Source organism: Paraburkholderia sp. A1RI_3L, from assembly GCF_048957895.1.
GTDB classification, from domain to species: Bacteria; Pseudomonadota; Gammaproteobacteria; order Burkholderiales; family Burkholderiaceae; genus Paraburkholderia; species Paraburkholderia kururiensis.
Map to the genome: position 1 here is coordinate 66,168 of NZ_JARCHA010000003.1, position 25,825 is coordinate 91,992.

General features: G+C 67.6%; 16 protein-coding genes and 1 pseudogene. 4 read left to right on the forward strand and 13 right to left on the reverse strand.

The window, feature by feature from the left end; all coding sequences use genetic code 11:
* Positions 1-4: 4 nt before the first annotated feature.
* From hutU to hutH, 3 genes are all read right to left on the reverse strand, one after another.
* The gene (gene hutU / locus PXJ20_RS10145; RefSeq protein ID WP_421029501.1) at positions 5-1,693 is read right to left on the reverse strand and encodes a urocanate hydratase; all 1,689 of its coding nucleotides are present in this window, start codon (positions 1,691-1,693) and stop codon (positions 5-7) included.
* Between the two features lie 127 nt (positions 1,694-1,820).
* Positions 1,821-2,516: a histidine utilization repressor gene (gene hutC, locus PXJ20_RS10150; protein WP_421029502.1), complete on the reverse strand. Its 696-nt coding sequence runs from the start codon at positions 2,514-2,516 to the stop codon at positions 1,821-1,823.
* A gap of 4 nt (positions 2,517-2,520) precedes the next feature.
* Positions 2,521-4,065, reverse strand: a complete 1,545-nt coding sequence (hutH, locus tag PXJ20_RS10155; RefSeq protein WP_421029503.1) for a histidine ammonia-lyase — start codon at positions 4,063-4,065, stop codon at positions 2,521-2,523.
* Between the two features lie 422 nt (positions 4,066-4,487).
* Here hutH and PXJ20_RS10160 point away from each other — a divergent pair, with 422 nt between their 5' ends.
* On the forward strand, positions 4,488-4,670 hold the full coding sequence (locus PXJ20_RS10160) for a hypothetical protein (protein ID WP_017776432.1): 183 nt from the start codon (positions 4,488-4,490) through the stop codon (positions 4,668-4,670).
* A gap of 72 nt (positions 4,671-4,742) precedes the next feature.
* Here PXJ20_RS10160 and PXJ20_RS10165 read toward each other — a convergent pair whose 3' ends face one another.
* The gene (locus tag PXJ20_RS10165) at positions 4,743-6,152 is read right to left on the reverse strand and encodes an NCS2 family permease (protein WP_421029504.1); all 1,410 of its coding nucleotides are present in this window, start codon (positions 6,150-6,152) and stop codon (positions 4,743-4,745) included.
* 506 nt (positions 6,153-6,658) lie between these two features.
* Here PXJ20_RS10165 and PXJ20_RS10170 point away from each other — a divergent pair.
* Positions 6,659-7,663, forward strand: a complete 1,005-nt coding sequence (locus PXJ20_RS10170; protein WP_421029505.1) for a PRC-barrel domain containing protein — start codon at positions 6,659-6,661, stop codon at positions 7,661-7,663.
* Positions 7,660-8,943, forward strand: coding sequence for an MFS transporter (locus PXJ20_RS10175; protein ID WP_017776429.1), 1,284 nt, complete (start codon positions 7,660-7,662; stop codon positions 8,941-8,943). The genes PXJ20_RS10170 and PXJ20_RS10175 overlap by 4 nt, the downstream gene beginning before the upstream one ends.
* A gap of 68 nt (positions 8,944-9,011) precedes the next feature.
* On the opposite strand, the gene PXJ20_RS10180 is transcribed toward PXJ20_RS10175, so the two are convergent.
* Entirely contained in the window at positions 9,012-9,905 is an 894-nt protein-coding gene (locus PXJ20_RS10180; RefSeq protein WP_017776428.1) for a LysR family transcriptional regulator ArgP, read from the reverse strand.
* Positions 9,906-10,007: 102 nt separating this feature from the next.
* Here PXJ20_RS10180 and PXJ20_RS10185 point away from each other — a divergent pair, with 102 nt between their 5' ends.
* Positions 10,008-10,658, forward strand: a complete 651-nt coding sequence (locus tag PXJ20_RS10185) for a LysE/ArgO family amino acid transporter (RefSeq protein WP_421029506.1) — start codon at positions 10,008-10,010, stop codon at positions 10,656-10,658.
* Between the two features lie 252 nt (positions 10,659-10,910).
* Here the strand turns inward: PXJ20_RS10185 and PXJ20_RS10190 are convergent.
* From PXJ20_RS10190 to PXJ20_RS10225, 8 genes and pseudogenes are all read right to left on the reverse strand, one after another.
* Positions 10,911-11,783 (reverse strand): annotated as a pseudogene (locus tag PXJ20_RS10190) (endo alpha-1,4 polygalactosaminidase); the annotation flags it as partial.
* A gap of 124 nt (positions 11,784-11,907) precedes the next feature.
* Positions 11,908-13,281, reverse strand: coding sequence for an exopolysaccharide Pel transporter PelG (gene pelG / locus PXJ20_RS10195; RefSeq protein WP_126876181.1), 1,374 nt, complete (start codon positions 13,279-13,281; stop codon positions 11,908-11,910).
* Entirely contained in the window at positions 13,281-14,888 is a 1,608-nt protein-coding gene (pelF, locus tag PXJ20_RS10200; RefSeq protein WP_421029507.1) for a GT4 family glycosyltransferase PelF, read from the reverse strand. The genes pelG and pelF overlap by 1 nt, the downstream gene beginning before the upstream one ends.
* Positions 14,885-15,898, reverse strand: coding sequence for a tetratricopeptide repeat protein (locus PXJ20_RS10205; RefSeq protein ID WP_017776423.1), 1,014 nt, complete (start codon positions 15,896-15,898; stop codon positions 14,885-14,887). The genes pelF and PXJ20_RS10205 overlap by 4 nt, the downstream gene beginning before the upstream one ends.
* Positions 15,882-17,339, reverse strand: coding sequence for a PelD GGDEF domain-containing protein (locus PXJ20_RS10210; RefSeq protein WP_126876179.1), 1,458 nt, complete (start codon positions 17,337-17,339; stop codon positions 15,882-15,884). Before PXJ20_RS10210 ends, PXJ20_RS10205 begins: the two co-directional genes overlap by 17 nt.
* Before the next feature lie 112 nt (positions 17,340-17,451).
* On the reverse strand, positions 17,452-17,979 hold the full coding sequence (locus PXJ20_RS10215) for a penicillin-binding protein activator LpoB (RefSeq protein WP_126876329.1): 528 nt from the start codon (positions 17,977-17,979) through the stop codon (positions 17,452-17,454).
* Positions 17,980-18,162: 183 nt separating this feature from the next.
* Positions 18,163-22,287 carry a tetratricopeptide repeat protein gene (locus tag PXJ20_RS10220; protein ID WP_421029508.1) on the reverse strand — a complete coding sequence of 1,375 codons (4,125 nt, stop codon included), beginning with the start codon at positions 22,285-22,287 and terminating at the stop codon, positions 18,163-18,165.
* Complete coding sequence (locus tag PXJ20_RS10225) at positions 22,277-25,150, reverse strand: sugar ABC transporter (RefSeq protein WP_421029509.1); 2,874 nt, start codon at positions 25,148-25,150, stop codon at positions 22,277-22,279. The genes PXJ20_RS10220 and PXJ20_RS10225 overlap by 11 nt, the downstream gene beginning before the upstream one ends.
* Positions 25,151-25,825 lie beyond the last annotated feature (675 nt).

The window sequence follows — 25,825 nt, forward strand, 5'->3', positions numbered from 1 at the left end:
GCCCTCACCGGCCCAGCATCGGCAGCTTGAGGCCCACTTCGCGCGCGGTCTGCTGCGCGAGTTCGTAGCCGGCGTCCGCGTGGCGCATCACGCCCGTGGCCGGGTCGTTGAACAGCACGCGTTCGATACGCTTCGCCGCCGCGTCCGTGCCGTCGCAAACGATCACGACGCCCGCGTGCTGCGAGAAGCCCATGCCCACGCCGCCGCCGTGGTGCAGCGAAACCCACGTCGCGCCGCCCGCGGTGTTGAGCAGCGCGTTCAGCAGCGGCCAGTCGCTCACGGCGTCCGAGCCGTCCTTCATCGCCTCGGTTTCGCGGTTCGGGCTCGCCACGGAGCCCGTGTCCAGATGATCGCGGCCGATCACGACGGGCGCCTTCAACTCGCCCTTCTTCACCATCTCGTTGAACGCAAGACCCAGACGATAGCGATCCTTTACGCCCACCCAGCAGATGCGCGCCGGCAGCCCCTGGAACGCGATGCGCTCGCGCGCCATGTCGAGCCAGTTGTGCAGATGCGTGTCGTCGGGAATCAGCTCCTTCACCTTCGCGTCGGTGCGGTAGATGTCCTCGGGGTCGCCCGACAGCGCCACCCAGCGGAACGGCCCCTTGCCTTCGCAGAAAAGCGGCCGGATGTACGCCGGCACGAAGCCCGGGAAGTCGAACGCGTTTTGCACGCCCATTTCCAGCGCCATCTGGCGAATGTTGTTGCCGTAGTCGAGCGTGGCCGCGCCGCGCTGCTGCAGCGTGAGCATCGCGCGCACCTGGTGCGCCATCGACTGCTTGGCCGGCTGCACAATGCTCTGCGGGTCGGTCTTCTGGCGCTCGCGCCAGTCTTCGATGTTCCAGCCCTGCGGCAGGTAGCCGTGAATCGGATCGTGCGCGCTCGTCTGGTCCGTCACGCAGTCCGGCGTGATGCCGCGCGCCACCAGTTCGGCGAACACGTCCGCGGCGTTGCCGAGCAGGCCGATCGAGACCGGCTGGCCCGTGCGCTTCGCCTCGTCGATCATCGCGAGCGCTTCGTCGAGCGTCTTCGCCTTGCGGTCCACGTAGCGCGTCTTGAGGCGGAAGTCGATACGCGTCTCGTCGCATTCCACGGCGATCATCGAGAAGCCCGCCATGGTGGCCGCGAGCGGCTGCGCGCCGCCCATGCCGCCGAGACCGCCCGTGAGAATCCAGCGGCCCTTCGGGTCGCCCTTGAAATGCTGGTTCGCCACCGCGAAGAACGTTTCGTAGGTGCCCTGCACGATGCCTTGCGAGCCGATGTAGATCCAGCTGCCCGCCGTCATCTGGCCGTACATCATGAGGCCCTTGCGGTCGAGTTCGTGGAAGTGGTCCCACGTGGCCCAGTGCGGCACGAGGTTCGAATTCGCAATGAGCACGCGCGGCGCGTCGGCATGCGTGCGGAACACGCCCACCGGCTTGCCCGACTGCACGAGCAGCGTCTCGTCATCGTTCAGGTCCTTGAGCGACGCCAGAATCTGGTCGAAGCAGTCCCAGTTGCGCGCGGCCCGGCCAATGCCGCCGTACACCACGAGCGCGTGCGGATGCTCGGCCACTTCGGCATCCAGATTGTTCTGGATCATGCGATACGCGGCTTCGGTAAGCCAGCTCTTGCAGACGCGTTCGCTGCCGCGCGGCGCGCGAATGGTGCGGGTGGGATCGAAACGCGGATCGATGTGCTTCGGGTCGTTCATGATGTCGGCTCTCTCAGGTTCGGTTCGGCTCAGGCGGGTTCGTTCAGTTCAGTGAGTTCGGTTCAGTGAGTTCGGTTCGGCTCGCTGCGCAATGCTCGATGCGGCCTTTGTGTCGCTCAAGCACCGCTCAAAAGTGACCGGTAAAGCGGTAGCGGCTGCCCGGATGCCAAAGGTTGGCCACCGACGCCACCTGCCCCTTCGACCACGTGCGACGGTGCAGCACGAGACACGGCTCGCCTTCCTCCATGGTCAGCAGCGCGCGCGTGGCGGCGTCGGCGGCGAGCGCCTCGATGCGGTATTCCACACGCTGCAGCGGCGCCACGCGCACGAGGTACTGGTTCGGCGTGGTGTTCGTGAAGTCCTGCAAGGCATAGTCGGGCGCCACCGCGGGGTTCACCCAGCGTTCTTCCAGTTGCACCGGCTCGTCGTTTTCGAAGTGCAGCACGCGCGAGTGGAACACCGGGCTGCCGGGCTTCATCTCCATCTCAGGCGCGAGCGTTTCGTCGGCAATGGCCGCGCCCAGCAGCAGCACGTCCGCGTGATAGCGATGGCCACGCGCGGCGATTTCGTCGGAGATGCTGCGAATGGCCACGAGCGTCGACTCGTACTTGGGCCGCGCAACGAAGGTGCCCGCGCCCTGCACACGCGTGAGCACCTGTTCGGCCGTGAGTTCGCGCAGCGCGCGGTTCACAGTCATGCGCGCCACCTTGAACTCGCGCGCAAGCTCGTTTTCCGACGGCACCTGGTGGCCCTCCGCCCATTCGCCCGCATGAATGCGCGCAAGGATGAAGTCCTTGATGCCCTGGTAGGCCGGTGCGTTCATGCTGTTATTGCGCCTCTTGCGTCGCTTGCATCTGTTCCGACTCGAATGCGAACGGGCAATGCGAGGCAATCGCGCCGTTCTGCACGAGGCGCGTGATGGCGGCGATGTCGGGCGCAAAGTAGTGGTCCAGTTCGTAGTGCGCCACCTCGCTGCGTACCGCGTGCATCACGCGCTGCAGCGCGGGGCTCGTTGCGTGCGGCGCGCGCAGGTCCACGCCCTGGGCCGCGGCGAGCAGTTCGATGGAGAGAATGTTCGCGGTGTTGTCTGCGATGTCGGCGAGCTTGCGCGCGGCGAACGTCGCCATCGAAACATGGTCTTCCTGATTCGCCGACGTGGGCAGCGAATCCACCGAGGCGGGATGCGCGAGCGTCTTGTTTTCCGACGCGAGCGCCGCGGCCGTGACGTGCGCGATCATGAAGCCCGAGTTCACGCCGCCGTCCTTCACGAGGAAAGGCGGCAGGCCCGAGAGCGTGGCGTCGATCAGGAGCGCGATGCGGCGTTCGGCGAGCGAGCCGATTTCCGCGGCGGCAAGCGCGAGGTTGTCCGCGGCGAAGGCCACCGGTTCCGCGTGGAAGTTGCCGCCCGAGAGCACCTCGCCCGTGTCCGGGAAGATGAGCGGGTTGTCCGATACCGCGTTGGCTTCCACGAGCAGTACCCGCGCCGCGTGGCGCATCTGGTCGAGGCACGCGCCCATCACCTGCGGCTGGCAGCGCAGCGAATACGGGTCCTGCACCTTGCCGCAATCGCGATGCGAGAGATTGATGGCCGAGCCTTCCAGCAGCGCACGATACGCGGCCGCCGCTTCGGTCTGTCCTTCATGGCCGCGCAGCGCGTGAATGCGCGCATCGAACGGTTTCACCGAGCCGGCTGCGGCATCCACCGCGAGCGCACCCGAAACAAGCGCCGTGCGATACAGGTCTTCGATAGCGAAGAGGTTGTAGAGCGCAAGCGCCGTGGAAGCCTGCGTGCCGTTGAGCAGCGCGAGGCCCTCCTTCGCCTGCAGCGTGAGCGGCTTGAGGCCCGCTACGCGCAAGCCGTCCTGAGCGCTGGCCCGCTCGCCGCGAATGAACACTTCGCCGATGCCGAGCAGCACGCCCGACATGTGCGCGAGCGGCGCGAGGTCGCCTGAGGCGCCCACCGATCCCTTCACCGGAATAACCGGCAGCACGTCGGCGTTGAAGAGCGTGATGAGCGCGTCCATGACCTCACGGCGAATGCCGGAGTGACCACGGCCGAGACTCGATAGCTTGAGCGCCATGAGCAGACGCACCACCGGCCGCGACATCGGCTCGCCCACGCCCACCGCATGCGAGAGCACCAGATTGCGTTGCAGCAGTTCGAGCTGGTCGTGCGGAATGTGCGTGCTCGCGAGCCGGCCGAAGCCCGTGTTGATGCCGTAGGCGGGTTCGCCCTTCGCGGCGATCTCGGCAACGGCGCGCGCGCCGGCGTCGATGGCGGCGAAGCTCGCGGGGTCGAGCTGCAACGTAACCGCTTCGCGCGCGATCTGGCGCAGTTGGGGCAAGGTGAGGTGGCCGGGGGTGAGAATCATCGTCATCGCGTCCTGTCTATACAAGTTGGCGAAAGTCTAGCGGGCCGAGCTTGTCTATACAACCGGTTTTTCAAAAATCCCGGCCTGGGGATTTCCATGAGATGAAGGCGTCGCCGTGACACTCGCGCCCTTCTCCCACGGTTACGGCACGATTTTTCTGGAGGTGCGCGGAGGGTCGCGTCGGGCGTTTAGTGGCGGCTCGGGCGGTGGTCTCAAAAGCACTTCGCGCTGCCCCATCACTTGTATATACACATCGGCCGACCAGGCCGCAAGCCGACAAAATTCGGCCCCAATGAAAGACCGCGCCGCGCGGGCTGCCGGTGTTGCCGTTCCGTAATGTGGACAGACTAGAATCCGGGCGACCTACGGCCTTGTCCGCTTGATCGAAAACGAAGCGGCGCTTCCGTTGCCCGGATGCTGAGATGACGCTCGAGTTGAATTTCGAATGGCTGACCAACCTGCTCGCGATTCTGTTCGTGGTGGCGTGCGTCTATGACTCGTACCACGACGAGTACGGCACGCTGACGCTGGCCGCGGGCGCCATGGGGCTGATCGTGATGGCCATCGAGGAACTGCTGAAGCCGGCGTTCGCCCTTTCGCTTTAGTTTTGCTTCTGGTTTGAGCGTCAGGGCGATAGCCGCGCGGTCGCGACGTGGGAAAGAGAGATCGAACCGGAGCTAGATGGCCCAGCCGCCCAGATAGAACGCCGCGAGCGCCACGGCAATCACGACCGTCCCCACATTGAGCTTGCGATACTCGCCGCTCACCACGCGGCCAATCACGAGCGTGCAGAAGCCCAGCATGATCCCCGTGACGATGTTGGCCGTGAGCACGATGAACACGGCGCACACGAGTCCGGACATGGCGTCGATGGTGTCGGCCATGTCGAGCCGGCTCACGTTCGCGAGCATCATGAGCCCCACGTACATGAGCGCAGGCGCCGTCGCGTACGAAGGCACGAGGCCCGCGAGCGGCGCGAAGAACATCACCACTAGAAACAGCAAGCCCACCACGGCCGCCGTGAGCCCGGTCTTCGCGCCCGCGGCCACCCCCACCGTCGATTCGATGTAGGCCGCTGCGGGCGCGCCGCCCATGAAGCCCGAAAAGATGGACGACAGCGAATCCGCGGTCAGCGCGCGTCCGCCGTTGACGATGCGTCCGTTCGCATCGAGCTGGCCGGCCTGGCCCGCCACCGCGCGGATGGTGCCCGTCGCATCGAACACGGCGGTCATGACGAGCGCGAGCACGCTCGGCAGCACGGCGAGCGAGAGCGCACCCTTGATGTCCATCGCGCCGATCAGCGACGCATGCCCGGGCGCCGCGAGCGAAGGCCACGCGAAGACGCCGTGAAACGCGACGCCCGGATCGAGCACGAGCGCCAGCGCCGAGATGGCGACGATCACGAGCAGGATCGAGCCCGGCACGCGCCGCCGCACGAGGCCGAAGATGGCCGCGAGCCCCGCCACCGACATCAGTACCGGCAACGCGGTGACGTGCCCCAGCGAAACGGGCAGCCCCGGGCCCGGGTTCTTGACGACGAGACCCACGTCATTAGCCGCAATGAGCAGCAGGAACAGCCCGATGCCGATGCCCGTGCCATGCGCAATACCGTGCGGCAGATTGCGCAGGATCCACGAGCGCACGCCTGTTACTGAAATCGCGGTGAAGACGATGCCCATCAGAAACACGGCGCCCAGCGCCACGCCGGGATGCAGCCCCTTGCCCAGCACGAGTCCGAACGCGGTGAACGCCGTGAGCGAGATCGCGCAGCCAATCGCAATGGGCAGCCTCGCCCACAGACCCATCAGGAGCGAGCCGAACGCCGTGGTAAGACACACGGCGACGAACACCGCGCTCGTATCGAAGCCGGCCTTGCCCAGCATGCCGGGCACGACGAACACCGAGTACACCATCGACAAGAACGTCGTGACGCCCGCCACGACTTCCTGCCGCACGGTGCTGCCGCGCGCCGCGATGCCGAAGTAGCGCTCGACGATCCCGCCGCCGACATGCCCTGCGTGCTCTGCGCCGCCGTCAAGGCGCTCTGCGCCGGCGTCTGCAATCGACTGGGACTGAGGTTCCATCATGATGCGTGCCTCCTTGATGAGCATGCTGAAACGGTGCGCCGCGGCGCACCGTCGTCAGGGGTGTCCCGTTTCGTTTAGTGTTTTCAACCGCAGGCTGCGGCGGGCCATTCTTCGTCTACAATCGCCCTGCCCTGCGATGTCCGCTCCCGCCCGCCACGTCGGACAAAACGCGTCCGGTGCCGTTTTCGTGTTGTTTTTGCGTTGTTACGGAGCGTAGGCGAACACAATAGGGGCTCCCATCGCAGGGTCCGCATGCCGGCCATGCCGCGATGCTTATATCGCCGCCCGCACGGCGGCACGCGCGGCGGCTCCGCGTGTTTACACCTACGCGGGTTAAACTCTCCCGCACGTTACGTTTCAATTGCACCGGCCACGGCGCGCACCTCGCGCGACGGGCCCGGCTCAAGGAGTGTCAGTTGATGAGACGCGGTCTCACACGTCCCGGCAGCGTTCCTGGTTGTGTTTCGGGTGATGTTCACGGTGGTTCGCTTCTCAACGCAGTCTGGTTGGCTTTCGTGGTCGCCGCGTTCGCGCTGCTGTCCGGTTGCAGCATGGTGCGGCTGGGGCCGCCCGCGCCCGTGATCGACAAGTCCGAAGTGCTGGAACCCGAAGAGCCCGCGAGCGAACCCGTGGTCGCCGAGCCCATGGAGGAAGCGAGCGCGCCCGAAGAAACCAGGCCGCCCGCGCCGAAGAAGCCGCACCACACCATCTTCAAGCCGCGCAAGCCCGAGCCGGCTCCGCCGCCGCCCGCGCCGGCGCCTCCCCCGCCCGCACCGGCGCCGCTCATCACGACGCGCATGATCGATCGCGCCACCACGCGCACGCTGCTCGACGCCGAAGTGCAGAAGCCCGACGGCAAGGTGGTGGGCCGCGCTGTGGACATGGTCGCCGACGCGAACGGCAAACCCGTGCAGATCGTCGTGAATCTGCAAGGCTTCATGGGTATTGGCGACCGCAAGGCGAGCTTCCCGTGGAGCGCGATCCGCGTGAACCCGGCCGCCAAAACGGCGCCCATCACGCTCAATCCGTCGCCCGGCCAGTTGCCCGTGCCGGACCGTCCGCGCCCTGCGCCCACGCCCACGGCGCCGCAAGGGGGCCAACTGCCGGTCACGCCCGTACAACTGCCGATGCTCGACGCCACCGTGGAGCGCCCGAACGGCGCGAAGGTGGGCCGCGTGGTGGACGTGCTGATCGACGGCGCCGCGCAGCCGCAGGCCGTCGTGCTCGACGTGAGCGGCCTGATCCAGCAGCGGCGCACCATTGCGGCGAACTGGTCGGCGCTGCGCTTCGTCACGAAAGACAAGGAGTTGCATCCGCTCATCGATCTGTCCGAGGCGCAGATCAACGCGTCGCCGCCCTATGCCGCGAACCGGCCGATCCAGGCCGTTTCACCGGCCGTGCCGGCCGTGCCCGCCGTGACCACCGCGTCGCCGCCACCCGCTGCGCCCGCCCCGCCTGCCTCCCCAGGCGAGGGCGACAAAGGCGCCGCCGTGGCGCGCAATCCGAAATGACGGGCGGCGCCATGGTCAACGCACGCAGTCTCCGCGCTCTCGACTGGGTCAACTTCTTCGTCGCCAACGTGCAGACGGGCTTCGGTCCGTTCATTGCGTCGTATCTCGCCTCGCACAAATGGACCCAGGGCGAGATCGGGCTCGCGCTTTCGGTGGGCACGATCAGCGCGATGGTGAGCCAGGTGCCGGGCGGCGCCGCAGTGGACGCGCTGCGCAACAAGAAGGCCGCTGCCGCGTGGGCGATCGGCGCCATCATTCTCTGCGCGGTGCTGCTCGCATCGAGCCCCACGGTGGTTCCCGTCATGGCGGCCGAAGTCTTTCACGGCTTCGCGAGCTGCATGCTCGTGCCCGCCATGGCCGCGATTTCGCTCACGCTCGTCGGACGCCACGATCTGGGCGACCGGCTGGGCCGCAACGCGCGCTGGGCGTCGATCGGCAGCGCGGTGGCCGCGGGGCTGATGGGTCTCACAGGGCAGTACTTTTCGGCGCGCGCGGTGTTCTGGCTCACGGCCGCGCTCGCGCTGCCCGCGCTCGTCGCGCTCGCGATGATCGAGCACACGGGGCCGCCCTCGCGCCTGCTGCACCGCGGCCCGAAAGACGTGCCGAAGCCGCCCGCCGAGGAACGCGAGTCGCTGCTCGATCTGCTGCGCGACCGCCGCATGCTGATCTTCGCGGCGTGCGTCGTGCTGTTCCATCTCTCGAATGCGGCCATGCTCAACCTCGCCGCGGGCGAAGTCACGGCGAGCATGGGCGACAACGTGCAGCTCGTGATCGCCGCGTGCATCATCGTGCCGCAGGCCATCGTCGCGCTCATGTCGCCGTGGGTGGGACGGTCCGCGGAACGCTGGGGGCGCCGGCCCATCCTGCTGCTGGGCTTCGCCGCGCTGCCCGTGCGCGCGCTGCTGTTCGCCGGCGTGGCAAGCCCGTATCTGCTCGTGCCGATCCAGATGTTCGACGGCATCAGCGCCGCCGTGTTCGGTGTGCTGATGCCGCTCATCGCTGCGGACGTGGCAGGCGGCAAAGGGCGCTACAACCTCTGCATCGGGCTCTTCGGACTCTCGGCCGGCATCGGGGCCACGCTCAGCACCGCGGTGGCCGGTTTCATCGCCGATCACTTCGGTAACGCGATCAGCTTCTTCGGGCTTGCCGGCGCAGGTGCGCTTGCCGTGCTGCTCGTGTGGGCCGCCATGCCCGAAACGCGCGACGCGGTGCTCGCCGAAGAAGGCGCGGGCGTGCCGGCCGTGGACGCCAGCGAGGCCTCGCCGGGCAAGGCGCGCTGAGCCGAACCCGGCTGAGCCGTGCGGGCACGCACGAAGCCCCGGCGTAACCCGAGGCCCAGGCCTCCTCATCAATCCAGAAACTGCGACGCGCGGCGCTTGAGCATGGTGCCGAAGTCGTCGAGCCAGCCGATGGAAAGCCGCCAGCTCTGCCAGTAGAGATCGACGTCGAGATGGCGGCCCGCTGCCATCTCGACGAGTTCGCCGCGCGCGAGGTGCTCCGCCACCATGCGCTCCGGGCACATTCCCCATCCCATGCCGTTCAGGCAACTGCGCAGAAAGCCCGCGACGTGCGGAATCCAGTGCAGCGGCGGGTCCACCTCGGCGCGCGTGATGCGTCGCACGAAGCGCTTTTGCAGCTGGTCTTTCGGGTTGAACTCGATGCACGGCGCGCGGCGCAGCGAATCGCGCGTCACGCCCTCGGCGAAGTAGCGCGCCATGAAGGCCGGCGAACACACGGCGAGGTAGCGCATGCGGCCAAGCCGCGTGGAACGGCAGCCCTGCACCGGCTCGGCCTGGGTAGTCACCGCGCCCTGCACGCTGCCGTCGCGGATGCGCTGTGCCGTGTGGTCCTGATCGTCGATCACAAGGTCGAGCAGCATCTCGCGCTCCACACAGAACGCCGCCACGGCGTCGATGAACCACGTGCCCACGCTGTCGTCATTCACGGCCACGCGCAGCGTGGGCCAGGCCTCCCCGAGCGCAGCCGAAAGCGCGGGCACGTGCCCCGTGAGTTCCGCTTCGAGCAGCCGCACGCGTTCGGTATGCCGGCACAGCAACGCGCCCGACGCGGTCGCCACGCACGGCTGCCCGCGCTTCACGAGCACGCTGCCCATGCGTTCCTCCAGCAGCTTGACGCGCTGCGACACCGCCGACGGCGTGACGTTGAGCGCGCTGGCGGCACGGTCGAACGAACCGTGGCGCACCACGGCCGCCAGCGCGTCGAGCAGGGCGTAGTCGAGCATTAGCGTTCCTTAATCGGGTTTAAGTAAATTAGCTTCTCTTACGACAGCCGATTGCGCAGACTAGCGCCATCTCATGTTGTTCGTCTACTCACCGGACCCGCTATGAACTGGAGCGCTTTTTCGCACGGCGCCGCGCTGTGCGCATCGCTGATCGTCACCATCGGAGCGCAGAACGCGTTCGTGCTGAGGCAGGGCATCATGCGTTCGCACGTGGGCAAAATCGTGGCGCTCTGCACGCTGTCGGACTTCGTGCTGATCGGCGCGGGCGTGGGCGGTGCCTCGGTGCTGGTCGCGCGCTATCCCACCTTCGTGCACGCGCTGCTCTATGTGGGGCTCGCATATCTCGCGTGGTTCGGGTTGAGCGCGCTGCGCCGCGCGGTGCAGCCGGGCCATGCCGTGCTCGACGTCGAGGCGCGCGGCGCCGCGGCGCCTGCCGCGACAAGCGCGGGGGCCCCCGTGGCGCAGGCCGCGCTACCCATCGTGCTGATGACGCTGGCCTTCACGTGGCTCAACCCACACGTCTATCTCGACACGTTTCTGCTGATCGGCACGGCGGGCGCACGCGAGCCGGAAGGCGCGCGGCTCGCCTTCGCGCTCGGCGCGATGGCCGTGAGCGCGGTGTGGTTCGTGGGACTGGGGTACGGCGCGCGGGCGCTGGCGCCGCTGTTCCGGCGGGCCGCGGCGTGGCGCGTGCTGGATGGCGCGATCGGCAGCATGGTGTTGGTGCTGGCTGTGGCGCAATTGCGTGTGTAAAAATTGCGTGCTTAAAGTTGCGTACCTGAAGTTGCACACCTAAGCGTGCTTAATGCAGTTACGCAGTTGCGTGCCTAACGCAGTTACGTGCCTAACGCGGTTACGTACGTCACGCAGTTACGTCCGTCACGCAGTCGCCTTCGCCAGGCAATTGCACACCACTGCGTTAAAGCAGATTCAGGGCAATGGCGCGCTCGCGGGCGTGGCCGAAGGCGTCTCCGACGCAGCGCCTACAGCGCAGTGCCCCGGCACACCGACGCCCACCGTCGTAAGCCCGCCATCCGTCACGTACGGCACAAGCCCCGCGTCGCGAATCTTCGCCACTGTGTCGCGCGCGCATTGACGGTCCTGCGGATCGCAGTAATCGATCGATATCACCGGCAGGCCGTACCGCTCGCGAATCGTGCGGGCCTGCCCGAGCAGCCATGCGCGGTCGTCGGCCGGCACCGCGACATAGCGCTTCTTCGCCTGATCCCAGCCGCTGAAAAGCGACTCGAACGCCACGGCATACACGAGGCCGTGCACCTGCGGCAGGATCTCGAAGCCGCGATTGAAAACGAGCCGCGCATCGGGATAGCGGGCCTTGATGGCGCGCACTACGGCCACGAGCCCCGCCTGCTGCCGCGCGCGCGCCGCGTCGGTCTTCGCGGCAAGCTGATACGAATCCAGCGTGTCGAGAAAGAAGCCGCGATACCCGCGCGCCCAGAGCGGCGCGATCACGTGCTTCAGATAGAACGCGGGCCAGCCCGGCGCGCTCTGGTCCACCACCGTCGATTCCCACACGGTATTGCTCGCCAGCAACCAGTGCTTCGGCACGGCCGTGTAGTAGCTGCGCTCCTTCGTCACCTCGCCCACGCTCACGTACGCGAACCATTGCGTGCACGGCGTGCGCTGTGCCGCCGGATCGAAGCCGCTGTCCGGCTCCACCACCACCGTGTCGAACGCGGCGAGCTGGTCCACGGGCGGTTGCACGCCGTAGTAGAGCGCGATCGAAGGCAGCGGCGCACTCGCGCTGCCGACCGACGCTTCGGGCTGCGCCGCCGTGGCGCCCGCTGCACCGCCAGCCGGACCAGGCTGGGCAACGGCCACCGCGGCGCTCGCCACGAGCCCGGCCCCGCACGCCATCGCGTGACCAACGAGGCGTCGCCCGAAGACGCGCATCAGGACGCGCCTCGGGACGCACATCAGCCAACGCATCGTTGCATCCGCCACGCCGCGCTCACCACGAGGCTCGCCATCAGCCTCCACTTCACGCCCGCAGCATGTACGTTTCATATTCGAGCGCCGCGAACTTGCGGTCCAGCAATTGCACCGCCGCAATCACGAGAATCATCAGCGCGAAGGCGAAGCCGTAGCCATACGTGTTCGGCGAAAGCCGGAGCGTGATGGCCGTAAGCACACCGTTCAGCACGACGAACGCCGCACAGAGCCTCAGCACCGTGCGCCGCATGTCGAGGTAGAAGAAGACGTTCAGGAGCCCGAGGAACAGCACCTGAAGGCTCGCGGCCACCACGTCCACGATCAGAAGCGGCATGTAGAGCACCGAAATGTGCAGCTCTTCCAGCAGCCCCGCGCCGAACGCGAAGATGAGCAGCAGCACCACGGCCTGCACCTTGATGATCTCGTAGAGGCCCGCGCGCACGCTCGTCACCATCATGTCGCGCATCTCGCTGATGTGGTGCAGCGTGGCGCCGCTGCGCACGGCATCGTAGAACGCGTCGTAGTATTCGACGAAATCCGCCTCGATGCGCACGAGAAACGCCGCCATGCCCGGCATCACGCACACGTAGGCGATGAACACCGGAATGTCGTAGATCACCGACGCATGCAGCGGCCCGATCACGACCGAGCCCGTGGCCGGCGCGTACCAGAACATCAGCTTGTCGATCCACACGCCAAGGTTGAAGAGCAGCCCCACGAGTGCGAGCCGCGGGTACGCGTAGCGGCGCTCGAACACCTCGAACGAGATGAGCCGCGGGCTCACGAAGTTGCGATAGATAAGCCCCGAGAGCCCGCCCAGCAGCACGAGGTGCCCCGCCACGAAACCGCCCAGCAGCCCGACAATGCCGTGACGGTTCAGCATCAGCGCAAAGCCCACCGTGCACGCATAGCCCACGAAGAACGCCAGCAGAATCTCGCGGTACTGCTTCACGCTCGACAGAAAGATCACCGCGATCCAGATGTTGCTGAGCAGCACGAAGCCCGCCACCATCAAGAGCCGGTAGCCGAGCGGCTCGGCGCGAAAACCGATCGCCATCACGGCCACGCCGATCACGCCCGCGGCAAGCGTGGCCACCAGCACGACGCCGTTGTAGTTCGAGAGAACGAGGTCGCGGCGCTTCTCGAAGAGGCGGTCGGAGATGAAGCGCGTGAACGAAAGCTGCAGCGGCCCCGTGAGAATCAGGCTGAACGCGATCAGATAGGTGACGGACACCTGAAACTGCACGATCGCGTATTGCGGAATCACGAACGCCAGGCTCATCACGCCGATCACGAGAATGCCCACGATCGAGAGAATCAGCGGGCCCGAGCTGATCAACCCCGCATACGCGTACGCACGCGCGACGCCCGTGAGCGTCTCGCGCTTCATGATCTTGCGCAGTTCGAAACCAATGCCGGCCATTAGCGTGCCTCCTGCCCGTGCGAAGCGCCGCCGTGTACGGGGCAGCCTGCGGCGCGGGCCGCCGAACCGGACGCGCGTCCGCGATCCGGTGCCGCGGACAAGCGTTCGTAAAGCGCCCGGTAACGGTCGATCATCTGCGGCTTCGTGTAATAACGGCGCACGCGCGCGAGCCCCGCTTGTTGCGCCGCCTGCCAGCGCGCGTCGTCGGCGAAGAGATCGAGCACGGCCGTTGCAAATGCGGCGGGGTTCGCGATGGGCACCACGGCTCCGGCTACACCGAGCGCGCGGTCTTCCTCGTCCATGCCTTCGATCAGCTGGCGGCACGAGCCCACGTCCGTCGTGATCGACGGCACGCCTGCGGCGAAGCCTTCGAGCACCACGAGCGGCAGCGCCTCGCTGATCGAGCTGAGCGCAATCACGTCCACCTTCGGCAGCACGTCGTCGATGCGCTGAAAGCCCAGGAACTTCACCGTCGAAGCCAGCCCCAGACTCTCGACCAGCGCCCGGCATTCGAGCGCGTACGCCTTGTCCTCTTCCTCAGGCCCGATGATCCAGCCTTCGATCTCCGGCATGCTGCGCGACGCGATGAACATGGCGCGAATGAAGGTCTTGATGTCCTTGATCGGCACCACACGGCCAATCAGCCCCACCACGCGATGCGGGCCCCCCTGGCGCTTCGCGACGAGCGGCGCGAGGCCTTCCACGTCCACGCCATTCGGAATGTTCTGCGTGCGCTCGGCGGGCGCACCGTCCGCAATCTGGCGCTGGCGGTTGGTCTCGTAGAGCGCGACGATGTCGTCGGCGGCGTCGTAGGCAAGCTTGCCGAGCGTGCTGAAAAAGCGCACCCACAGTTCGCGGAAGTAGCTGATCTGCGAGATGTCGCGCTCGAACGCGCCGCGGTTGTCGCGAATCCATTCGCTTTGCAGCAGGTCGATCTTGCGTTCCTTCGTATAGATGCCGTGCTCGGACACCAGCAGCGGCCGGCCCGTGCGGTAGTGCATGAGCGCGCCCAGAAAACCGGCATAGCCCGTGGACACCGTGTGATAGACGCGCGCCGGCACCAGCTTTTCCGCCACGCGCGCGAGGAGCCACAGCGGCTTGTGCATGATGCGCACGGTCCAGAAGTAGTCGGTGAACGACGGGTCCGTGCAGTGCGTGTTGTACTGCTCGACGATGTAGTCCCACGCGCGCCGGCTCGAGGTGAACTGCGCTTCGTTGAGCGCGCCGTGCTCGCCCAGCATCGGCATCATGTGGACCAGCAGCGAGCCGGCGTCGTCGCCGTGGCGCAGGGCCGCGTGCAATTCCGCGGAACGCGCGAAGGCCGCCGCGTCGCCGGGCACAGCGTTCGTGGCGAGCGCCTCGGCTGCCGCCGTTTCGTAGAGGTAATGCGCCTCGAAGTGCACGACGTTGTCGGGCAGCGCATAGGCCGCGCCCGCATAGTCTTCGGGGCGGCTGCCGATGAACACGATGCCGAAGCGAATGGACGGGTACGCGCGCAGCATCTCGTTGACCCAGCTCGACACGCCGCCGCGCACGAACGGAAACGTGCCTTCCAGCAGCAGGCAGACATCCACGGCGTCGGCGCGGCGTTTGAGCGACTCTTTCATGACAGCCAGTACCTCGCAACGGGTTTCAACGTCGGCAGCGCCGCGGCATGGCCGAGCGAGGCGACGAGCGCGGTCACCTGCCGGTAGTCGCCGCGCAGGTAGGCGGCCTCGGCCAGCCACGGAATCAGGCGTTCGCGCGGAAAGCCGAGTTGCTGCGCGAGTTCGATGTAGGCCGCCGCTTCATCGGGCTTGCCGTTAGCGAGCGCGAGCCGTCCGCGGATCAGCCACAGCGCGGCATCGCGGCCGTCGCTCGCAAGCGCCGCTTCGGCATGGCGGTCCGCCTGTTCGAGCGTGTGGCGATACACGGCGCCCTGCACGAGATTCTGATAGATGAGTTCGAAATACAGCTCGGCGAGGTGACGGTTCAGCGCATGGCGTTCCGTGCCGCTCGTGGCTGTTTGCAGCGTGTTCGACGCCTCGAAGATCTGCTGCATGATTTCGTTCTCGGCCTTGTCGAGCGTGCCGTAGGCGATGAGCCGCACGTCTTCGAGCGGATCGGCCAGCAGCTCGCGCAACAGCGTGCCCGTGGTGCGCGTGGGCATGCCCTGGATCGCGACGAGCGCGGAGAGCCGGTCGTCCGAGGCCACGCGCGTATTGACGAGGCGCGCCTGCAGGCGCGCGCCGCCGCCGTGCGTGACGCGCGAGACGAGATACGAAACGAACTCGGGACGCGGCACTTCGGCAAGACGCTCGCTCTTGTGCGAAGCCGGCAGCCAGATGGCCCAGATCGCGCTTGCCAGCACGACGAGGCCGCCCGCGAGCGGCACGAACGTGCAGAGCGCCCACAGCAGCACGATGGCCGCCGTGCGCGGCTCGCGGTAGCGCGCCGGCAATACGCGGCGCAGCGCGAAGGCCTGGATCAGGCCCGCGGCGAGTTGCAGCGGCACGAACGCGAGCAGCGGGTCGATGCCCGCAGGCGGACGCAGCACCGCGGCCAGCGCCACGAATTGCGCGACGAGCGCAACGACGACGGCGAATACCGTCATGGCGAGATCAGCGGGCTTCGGCATCGACGCCCGCCCGTTTCAGAAGACGCCCAAGCGCCGGCCCCGGATCGCCGTGTTCCAGATGCAGCGTATGCACGCCGATGCGTGCGCCTTCGAGGTCCGTATCGAACTGGGCCTTCAGGCTCGCCTCGATGCGCGCGAGGTAGCCGTCGATGCCCGTGGTGTCCGTTGCCGGCATCAGGTTGATGAGCACGGAGCGGTCTTTGCTCTGCACCGGCCACATCACGTCGAGCGCGCGGCGCCGGCGCATGACGTGCTCGAAGAGCGACTCGCCCGCTTCGTCGCGCATGAACGTGAGCGCGACGAGCGACGAATCGATGCCCGCCGAACGCTTGAGGCGCGCAAGCCGCGCGAGGTCGAGCGCGAAGTCGTAGGGGCAGCCCGGCACGGCATCCAGCACGCCCTGCACGAGGCTCGTGTGCTCCACGCCGTCCGCGTAGTAGCCGAGCAGCACGAGCAGCAGTTGCAGATTGTCGTAGTTGAGCGAGAGGAACGGCATGCGCTTCACGACGACGAGCGCGATGAGTTCGCCGTCGGCGGACACCACGGGCGCGCAGACCACGTAGCGCGTGCTCGTGATGGTCGCCTCTCCGTTCGTGCCGTTCTGCACGCTCTTCAGATGCGCCACGCCCAGCGTTTCGACCGCGTGCGCGACGAGTTCGTCGTGCATGTCCAGATCGAACGGCTCGCCGATGCGCGCCGCCGCCTGCTCCGCGATACGGCCGCCGCGCACGGGATGCAGCGCGGCGATTTCGATCTGGCACGCCTGTGCGACGAATTCGAGCAGCGGCTGCGCACCGGGCAGCGCGTCCGCACGAACTGCCGGCGCAACGCCCGGCTGCCCGCCGCCGTTCGACTGCCCCACCGACTGGGCCACCGACAGCCGGCGCAGTTCGGTAATGGAATCGCGCAGCGTGGTGGGCTTCGAAAGCAGGTCCTTTTCCAGGCGCTCGTGCGAGAGGCGCATCAGATAGTGGCTGTTCGTGATCGCGACGAGCCGGTCGTTCAGGTAGTCGTTGAGTGCGCGCGAACGGGCCGCGCGGCTGCCCCACGTGTCGCCGAAATGGCCCGCCACGATGCTCTGGATGAAGCCGCCCGTGAAGTACATGAGCGGCCACGCGCTGCCGCGCGGATAGAGCCCGTACCAGGCCGCCACCACCACGCCACCCGCGAGCAGCCCCAGCAAGGTGCCGTAGCGCAGCGCGACGACGAGCGGCGCGAGCCACAGCCACGCGAAGCCGGCGTGCAGCATCAGCGGGTCGGCGTGGTCGTACGCCCAGGCGAGGCCGATCGCGATCGCCATGAACAGCACCGTCTCGACGATGGCGAACGGGCCGGGCACCGCGGGCGCCACGAAACGGCGCACGGGGCTGAGGTTGCCCAGCGGGTTGGCGCTACGCGCCCTGGACTCGCGGGTTTCGGTTGAGGCAGCAGCGCTGTTCACGGCTGATTTCCTGTGAGCGATCGGACAACGGGGCGTGCGCCGCGCGGCACCGGCTGATGTGCCACGTCGTGTGGCATACGAGGCACCGCGCAACGTCCCACGAGAAGCAAGATCAACGGCGCACCGAGAGCGGCGAGAGCACGTTGCCGATCAGCGACGTCGCCACGCTCGCGAGGCTCGAACGGCTCCAGCCGCTCTTCGAACCCGTCGAACTCCACACGATGTGGCCCGACTGCACGTCGACGAGTTCGAACGTGAGGCCCACCACGGGCTCGCCGTCCACGCCGGCCTTGTAGCGCCACTCTTCCACCGCGCCCGTCAGCACGTAGCGGACCTGCTGCGAGCGCGCCCATTCGAGCTGCTGGTCCATGTCCGCGCGCTGCGCCGTATCGAAGAGCGCTGCGCCGCCGCCCGTGCCGGCGGGCGCCACGCGCACGTCGGTCAAGCCGTTGGCGCGCAGCACGCTGGCCGCGATAGCTTCGGTGCTGCGACCCGCCGCGGGCGTTTCAGTGTAGTTGGCGATAGACGCCACCGCCACTGCATCGCGTGCCGAAAGAGCCGGCGCGCTGGTCTGCCGGACGGTGCCGCACGCGGCGATCAGTGCCGCCGCGGCGACGAACAACGACGCGCGCGAGACCATCGGAACAAACCGCGCGAACCACGAACCACGTTCTTCTTTCATTGATATTCTCCTCAAGATACTTCGCATCTGGCCGGCTCGCGGGCAGCGCCATTCGACGGTCTGCCCGGGTCTGCCAGTTTCTGCCAGTTTCTGCCGGAGCGGTCCCGCGAACCTTCGCCTTCGCCGCTCCGCTCGCCTGCCTCAATAGAACCAGCTGTAGCGCCCGCCGATCACCCGGACCGAAGTGCCGAGCTGCGACACGCGCTGATACTCCACGTAGACGGCGGCATGGTCTCCGCCGAACACACTGCCCGCCACGCCCGCGCTCAGCTGCGGGCCCCAGCCCTGCAGCGAGTCGTGGACGATGCCCACTTCCGCGAACGGACGCCACGCGTGCGTGTACTGCTCGCGCAGCGCGCCGCCCACACTGGCGAAAAAGCCGTACTGCGCGTAGGTCTGGGGCACGAAGGTCGCGGCCGTCGCGGGCCCGGCCGTAGCGGGCAGGAGCCGCGAAATCAGCGCGTCCGCGGCGCCGCTTGCGCCGTAGCTGCCGCGCGTGCCGACCACGCGCAGCGTGTAGTCGGGGTACGTGGTGCGAATGCGGTAGCCGATCTCGCCGGTCGTCAGCACGCCGCTGCCCAGGTAGTTGCGCGCCTGGCTGTAGAAGCGGTCGGCCTCCACGTTGCCCGACACGTACCAGCGCGGCGTGACGTTCCAGAGCAGCGTGCCGGCCACGTTGTCCTTCATGCCGCCCACCAGCAGCGCCTGCGATTCGGTCGCCGTCTGGTTGCGGCCCGCGCGCACGGTGAACGTGACGGGCGAGTTGCGGCCCACTTCCGCCTCGACGTTGGCCGTATAGAAGCTGTCGAGCCCTTCGCGCCGGCCGCCCGTGAGCGTGACCGACGTGTCGTTGGTGCGCCGCTCCACGTAGAAGCCGATCGAGCGGTCCTGCGCGGGCACGTTCACGAGCTGGGTATCGTCGGCCGAATGCTGGAAGCGCTGCACGCTCGTCACGCCCACGAGGTAGCGCCCCGTCAGCTTGCGGCTCGCCGACAGCGCAAGCTCCGTGTAGTCGAGCGGATGCTCGATGTGGTTCGAGATGTCGGCGTCGATGGATTGCGGCCAGGCGAGCGCCGTGTCGGTCAGGCGCGTCTGGTAGTCCGTGTTGTCCGGCGCGCCTTCGAGCGCATTGAAGGCGAGCTGCTCGGCATCGGTGGGACGATCCACGGCAATCGACGCATCGATGCGCGACGTGACGGGCAGCTTGCCGCCCTCCTCGTCGAGCAGACGTTCCATCGTGGCCGTGTCGCCGTCGGCGAGCGCGAGCGTGAGCCGTGCGTCGGCAGGCTGGGCGAGCCGGTTGGCGTACTGCTGCGCGAGCCAGCGCTTGGCAAGCGGATTCGCTTCCTGCGAGAGCGCCCACGCGAGCGCCACGTCCTTGGCGACCGCCGACTTCAGGCGTTGGGGGTCGACGGGTTGAGCGGCTGCTTTGCCGCCCGTGTTCGCCGGATGCAACGGCAGCAGGCCCGGCGTGTTGCCCAGCAGCGTGCGCTGCTCCGGCTGCGGCTGGCCGTTGCTGCCTTTGTCGCTCCCGGCGCGGCCCGCGTCCGACGCAATCAGGTCATTGAGCAGCGCCAGCGAAACGTCGGCACGTTCGAAGGTCTGTGCGAGCGTCACGCGCCGGCCGCTCAACTGCTCGCGCATGTCTTCGTCCTGCAGCAGCCCGGTCTTCGCCACCTGCCCAGTTGCCGCGAGCGCCGCCGGGTTCTCGCGCTGCAGCCGGCGCCACACATGACGGCGAATGGAGCGCGCGAGGTCAGGGCGCCCCGCCTGTTCCTCGGCATCGGCGTAGGTGAGCAGCCAGAGCGGGTCGCGCTGCATCGTGGCCGATTGCAGGCGCAACAGACGCAATGCCGCCACGGGCCGGTCCATGCGCATCAGGGCCGCCGCGCACGGTCCCCACAGCGCGGGCAACTGCTGCGCGTTCTCGCACCACTGCCAGCGCGCGCTCTTGAGCGCGGTGTCGTTGCCGTCGTCCACGAGCGTCCACAAGAGCGCGGCGCGGGCGTCGTCCGTGGCGCCCGGCAGCGTGACCGCGCGTTCGAGGTCGCGCAGTGCGTCCGCGACGTGGTCGATCTGCCGTTCGTACTCGGCGCGCGTGGTGAGAAATTCCACCGACGCTTCGGCCTGCTCGCGCTGCTTCGGCGTGAGGCTTGCGAGCAGCGCGGCCGCGCGGTCCCAGGCACGCGCGCTCGTGTAGTTGAAGAGCGCGAGCTGCAGCGCGCGCACGGTGCCGTCGCGCCGGTACTGAAGCTCGGCGGTGCGGCCCGCATCGAGCGGCCAGGCGCTGTAGAAGTAGGTCATCGCGGCGAGGTCGTCGGGGCTTTCCTTGCCGCCCGCGAGCAGATGGCGGTAGGCGTCGTTCGCGCCGCTGTCCTTTTGCAGCAGCCGCGCGACCTGCGCGTAGTTGCGCCAGTAGAGCACGTCGTCGTCTTTCGCCGCATCGTGCGACTTTTGCAGCGTCGCGTAGGCACCCGCGAAGTCGCTGCGGCGAAAGAGCAGGCTCGCGGCCCGCACGGCATAGAGCGTGTTGCCCGGATGACGCGCGAGCAGCTGCCGGTAGACGGCGAGCGCCTGATCGTCATGGCCCGCGCGCTCGGCAAGCGTGGCGATGCGTTCGTCAACGGCATCGCCCGCGCCGTCGCGCGGATGGGCGCGCAGGAACGCGAGCGCGTCCTCGGGGCGGCCCAGCCGCTCGTAGGTGGAGGTCACGGCGTCCACGAGTTTCATGTCGGCGGGCGCGGCGGCCGACGCGTGGATCATGGCGGCGAGGTACGCTTCGTCGTCGTTGAGCATGGGCGCCATGCGCTGCACGGTCTGCCACGCCTCGGCATCGTTTGAGGTGCGCGCGTAGGCAAGCCACGTCTTCAGCGCGAGCGCGGGCGCGTGGTTCCATTCGGCCACCTGGGCGAGGCGCTTTAACCACAGCGCCGAATCGGGATGCCGCGCCACCTGTTGTTCGGCGATCTTCTGCGCGTTGTCGAGATCGCGCGATTCGACAAACGAGGTGAAGACGAGGCTCGCGACGTCGTCGGTCGAGCCGGGGGCGCTGGAAGCCGCGGGCTTTGCGGCTGCAGTGGCGGCTGCAGTGGCGGCTGTGGTGGCGGCTGTGGTGGCGGCTGCCGTCGCGGCTGTATTGGCGGACGCAGCCGAAGCCGGCGCTGCGGCCGAGGCCTGCGGTGCCGGCGTCGACGCCGCTACCCGCACGATGCGTGCGCCGAATCCCTCACGCCACGCTGCGACGTACAGGCCCGCCGGCTCGCGCATGCCGCGCGCGTTCGCCACCACGACCGGGCCATCCATGTAAGCAAACTGCGCCGCACGCTGCGTGTCTTCCGGCAATGGCAATGGCCGCGCTGCCGCGTATTTCGCCAGCGCCTTCGCATAACGGTCCACGAGATCCGGCCGCTGCGCGGCACGCGCCAGGTTGAGCAGCACGATCAGCGTCGCTTTGTCGTTTTCGAGCGCGCCCGCGTGTTGCTGGGCCGCCTCGAGCGCATCGGCGAGCAGATTGCCCGCCTGCAGCGTACGAATGCCGGAGAGGAATGCGCTGCGCCGCGCGTCGAGCGTCGTCGCGCTGTCTTGCAGGCGGAAGTACGCGTCGGCCGCTTCGCGATACGCGCCCGTTTCCACAGCGTAGCGGACCAGCGCTTCATCCCACTGGCGGCGCCCGGCCGCGTCCTGCTGCGAAAGCCGCGCATACAGATCGCGTGCGAGCGCGGGCGTGCCCGTGGCCGCGGCGCGCGACGCGAGGTGTTGCAGGTCGTCCGTGTCCCATTGCATGGCCGCGGCGGCGTGCAGTTCCTCGCGCACCTGTTCGAGCGCTTCCTCGCGCTCGCGGCTGCCTTCGGGGTAGGCAAAGGCTTTCTGCTCGTCGATGCCGAGGCGCAGCAGCAGCGCCGCGCGTCGCATGTCGGGACTCTGCGAGCGCGCCATGCGCTGCGCAACGCGAAGCGCGTCGTCAAGCCGCCCCACTTCGCGATACTGCGTGCCGAGCAGTTGCAGGAACTCCTCATTGTCGGGCTGTACACGCAGCCACGCTTCGAGATAGGCGACGCTCAGCGCGCTCGTGGGCGACGTGGCCACGCGCGCCCGCAGGCCGCCGCCCGGCCACGCGGCGTAGAGCGTGAGCACCACCACGCCGGCCATCAGCAGCACGAGCCAGAGCGGTGCGATGCGAGGGCGCTTCGCGGGCAACGCCGCGCGCACCTGCACGGCGCCATGCGCGCCCTGGACGGGACGAAGGGATGAGCGCTCAGTTGCCACAGGTCACGCTCACGGGTTGATAGTCCACCGTTTCGCCCGCCACGCCCGGCGTATCGAAGCGCAGGAACGACCCGTCGCGCCGAGCGGCCACCGCGCGACCCGCGACGCTCGCCGTGCAGCGCGCACCGTTGGCAATGCGCACGAACGGTTCGTAGTAGCCGCCGAAGTCGAAGGTCATGCCGTTCGCGGTGCGGCGGAAGTTGCGCACGAAGCCGTTGGCCTCGGCGATGTAGGGCAGCGCGCGCGGGCCTGCATCCGTGCCGCTTTGAGTGCCCGCGGGTTCGAACGCGAAGCGCGCGCTGCCGCCGTCGATGTGCACGTAGGTGCCGTCCGGTCCGTCGCTATAGCCCGTCACGCCCGTGGCCGTGGCGAGGTCCAGCGCCTGCGTCTGCGGCCAGCGCAGCTCGCGCACTTCGCCGTTGCCGCGCACGCGCCAGCCGCTGCCGTCCACCTCGCGCGCCACCGCGAAAGTGCGCCAGTCGAGCGCCTTGCGCGCGTAGTCCGTGATATGCACGGGCAGCACCGGTTGCTTCAAGACCGCCGCGAAAATCTGGTCGAGCGCCCGCAGCGACGCGATCTTCGTGCCGCTGTACATGTGGTAGTAGACGTCGATGGGCTTGAAGCGATACGGGCGATCCGTCATGTCGAACGTTTCGAGCACGCGCGTGAAGCCGTAGAACGGGCCGAGCCAGTCGTTCGTGTAGACGTTCTCGTCCTGGTTGGGTGCGTAGAGCTGGAACGAGTCCGGCCCCGTGCCCTTCTCCACGCCGATGGGCGCAATGTTCGTCCAGCTGGGCGCCGACTTCGTGATGATCGTGTCGCCGCCGTTGATGTTGTAGACGTGCGCCGCGTAGACCTTGCGCACGATCACGCCCGGCGGCTGGCAGTCGCCCGGCCACTGCAGCACCATGGTGCGCTTGCCGGGGGGCGCGAGCTGCGAGTTGATGTAGTCGATGGTGCCGGTGATCTCGCGGTCGATGTTGAACTTGTAGCCTGGGATGTTGAGCGAGAAGCCGTCGTCGGATTCGCCGTTGTCGATGCGCTTGCCCGTGACGAGGTCCAGCCAGTCCCAGCGGAACGGATGCGAGTACGTGTGCGAACCGATCTCCACGTACGGCAGCGCGAACATCTTGCGCGCGATCTGTTCGAGCCGCGGCGAGATGTCGGGATGCAGGCCCGCGGGACCCACTTCGCCTTCGATGACGGAGAGCGTCATCGGCACCTTGTACTTCGTGAAGATGCGCTCGTAGAGCGCTTCGCCCGAGAAGTCGGGGCCGGGAAACTCGGTGCGCGAGGCAAAACCGTCGCCGTCCACGTGCGACATGAAAAGGCGTCGGCCGTTTTCGGTGGTCACGTTGGGCGACGGCATGGGCGACAGGCGCAGCGCGTCCTTGAGGAACGCCATCGGATTGATGGCCCAGCGGTCCTGCGAAATGGCATCGAGCGTGTAGACGGCGTAGGGGTCGAGCGTAAAGCCGCCCCACGGCGTGATGGCGGCCTGATCGAAGACCACGCCGTCGCCCGCCGACAGCCGCAGGAGCGGCCGGCTTTTCGCGCCCGCGCGCAGGCCTGCGAGGTCGCGCGGATCGGCACGCGGGTCCACTTCGAAGCCCATCATCGGGTCGCGTACCACCACCGAAAGCGCGCCGGCCGGCCTGCCGGCCACCGGCTGCAGGTCGAGCTGCGGGCCCATGTCGTTGGCGGCGTCGAAGCCGAAGTGGCCGAACACCGCCACCTTCACGTGGTCGGCAATGCGCGCGCCGAGCCAGCGCTCCCACTGCACGGGGTTCGACACCGAGTTGCCGGTGATCCACACCACGACGCCCGCGTAGCGGTCGGGCGTCACGTCGCGCGGCAGCGGCGCGTTGAAGTCGGCGAACTCGACGTCGTAGCCCAGGTAGTTGAGCGGCGTCGACACGTAGTCTACGCCCGGCGTGATGTCGAGATTCGCCTTCGGGTCGCGGTCCTGCACGACGAGCACCTTGCGCGGCAGCACCTCGATGGCGCCGATGCCCACGATGTCGCGCGCCGGGTCCGTTGCGTAGGGCAGCACGCCGGCCGCAAGGGCCTTCGCCGCCGTGTCGCGCGCGCAGGCGCGGTCGGTACGCTGGCAGTAATCGATGGAGATGACGGGCACGCCGGTTTGTTCGGTGAAGGCGCGTGCCTCGGCGAGCGTGGGGGGCTGGTCTGTTGTGCCGGCCGATGCGTTGTCCGTAGATGCGTTGTCCGCGGAGGCGCCGCCCTTCACGAGCGAGCCGCCCACCACGGCATACAGGCCGCCGGCCGCGCTCGCACGAAGGCCGCCGGCCGCGCTCGCATGAGGCCGCGCGGCCTGCAACGGATGACTGCCGCCGATGATGAGGCGCGCTTCGGGATGCGCGGCGTGAATGGCGTCGAAGGCTTCGACGGCGGCGGGCGTGTCGAGCAGAAAGCCGCGATAGCCTTTCTGCCAGAGCGACTCGACGTAGGGAAGAACCTGCGTGCCCGCGTTCGCCGTGTCGGTTCGGGCCAGCCAGAGCGTGTGCGGCAGGGGGTGCGCGGCGGGATCGAAGCCGCGCGAGGGGTCGAGCACCACGGCGTCGAATGCCTGCAGCAAATCGACGGGCGGATCGGCACCGTCGAAGAAGGCAATGTTCGGACGCGGGCTTTCCTTGCTTTCCTGCGTGCTTGCGTGGGCGCGAGATTCGCCACCGGCCGCCGTCACCTGCGCTTCTTGAGCGAGCACACGCGACGGCACGGCATTGACAGCGAGCGCAATGAAAAATGCGGCCGAAAAGCCCGCAGCCGCGCGCTGAAAATGAGTCCCCCGGCACCTGCTCTCATTACCGCCGTATTGCCCGGCGTTCTTCTTCGTCGTCAACATCCTGCCCTTTTATGGTCGCCGGGCGCTCATCAAATTCGCGCAATGCGATTGCGGCAAAATTCGAATGCGGCCGCGTGCGTCCGGAATGTTGCTTATCGTGAATCCAGGTCTTCGCAATTCGTGTATTTCACCGGAAATTCGCTACTGCGTCCATTTTTCCGGTGCGCTGGCAATATCCCCGCCGCACCCCGCGGCGAGCCTCTGCCGGCCTCGTCCTACCGAATCGCGCCTCGCGCCTGTTCTGTCCTGCGCGTGGATTCTAACCGCATGAGCATGGCGGAGTATTTTGTTCAAGCGTCAAACTTTGTTAGCTGACGTGGTTTTCGCCCATCACGCGGTTTTAACAACCCGCTTCAAATACTTGAAACTAAACAAGCGCAAACGTTTTCGCATTTGCGCATTTCGACCGCGCCTTTTCTTTTGAAATGTCGCGACATTACAACACCGGCGTTTCGCATTGGCGAACATCCATTCGCATGAACCCTGGAATTTACGTGGGAAATGTGGCCGGAAATGTGACCAGAAATGGGGCGGCAATTCGAGAGCGGATACGTCAATGCGTCCCCGAAAAGCCGCAAATGGGGCGAACCGGCGCGTGATGGCGACGGCACCCGCAAACGCTGCTGAAGTCTGTGCGCTTCGCGTTGTGATTCATGCGTGGCACGAAACCGGCGA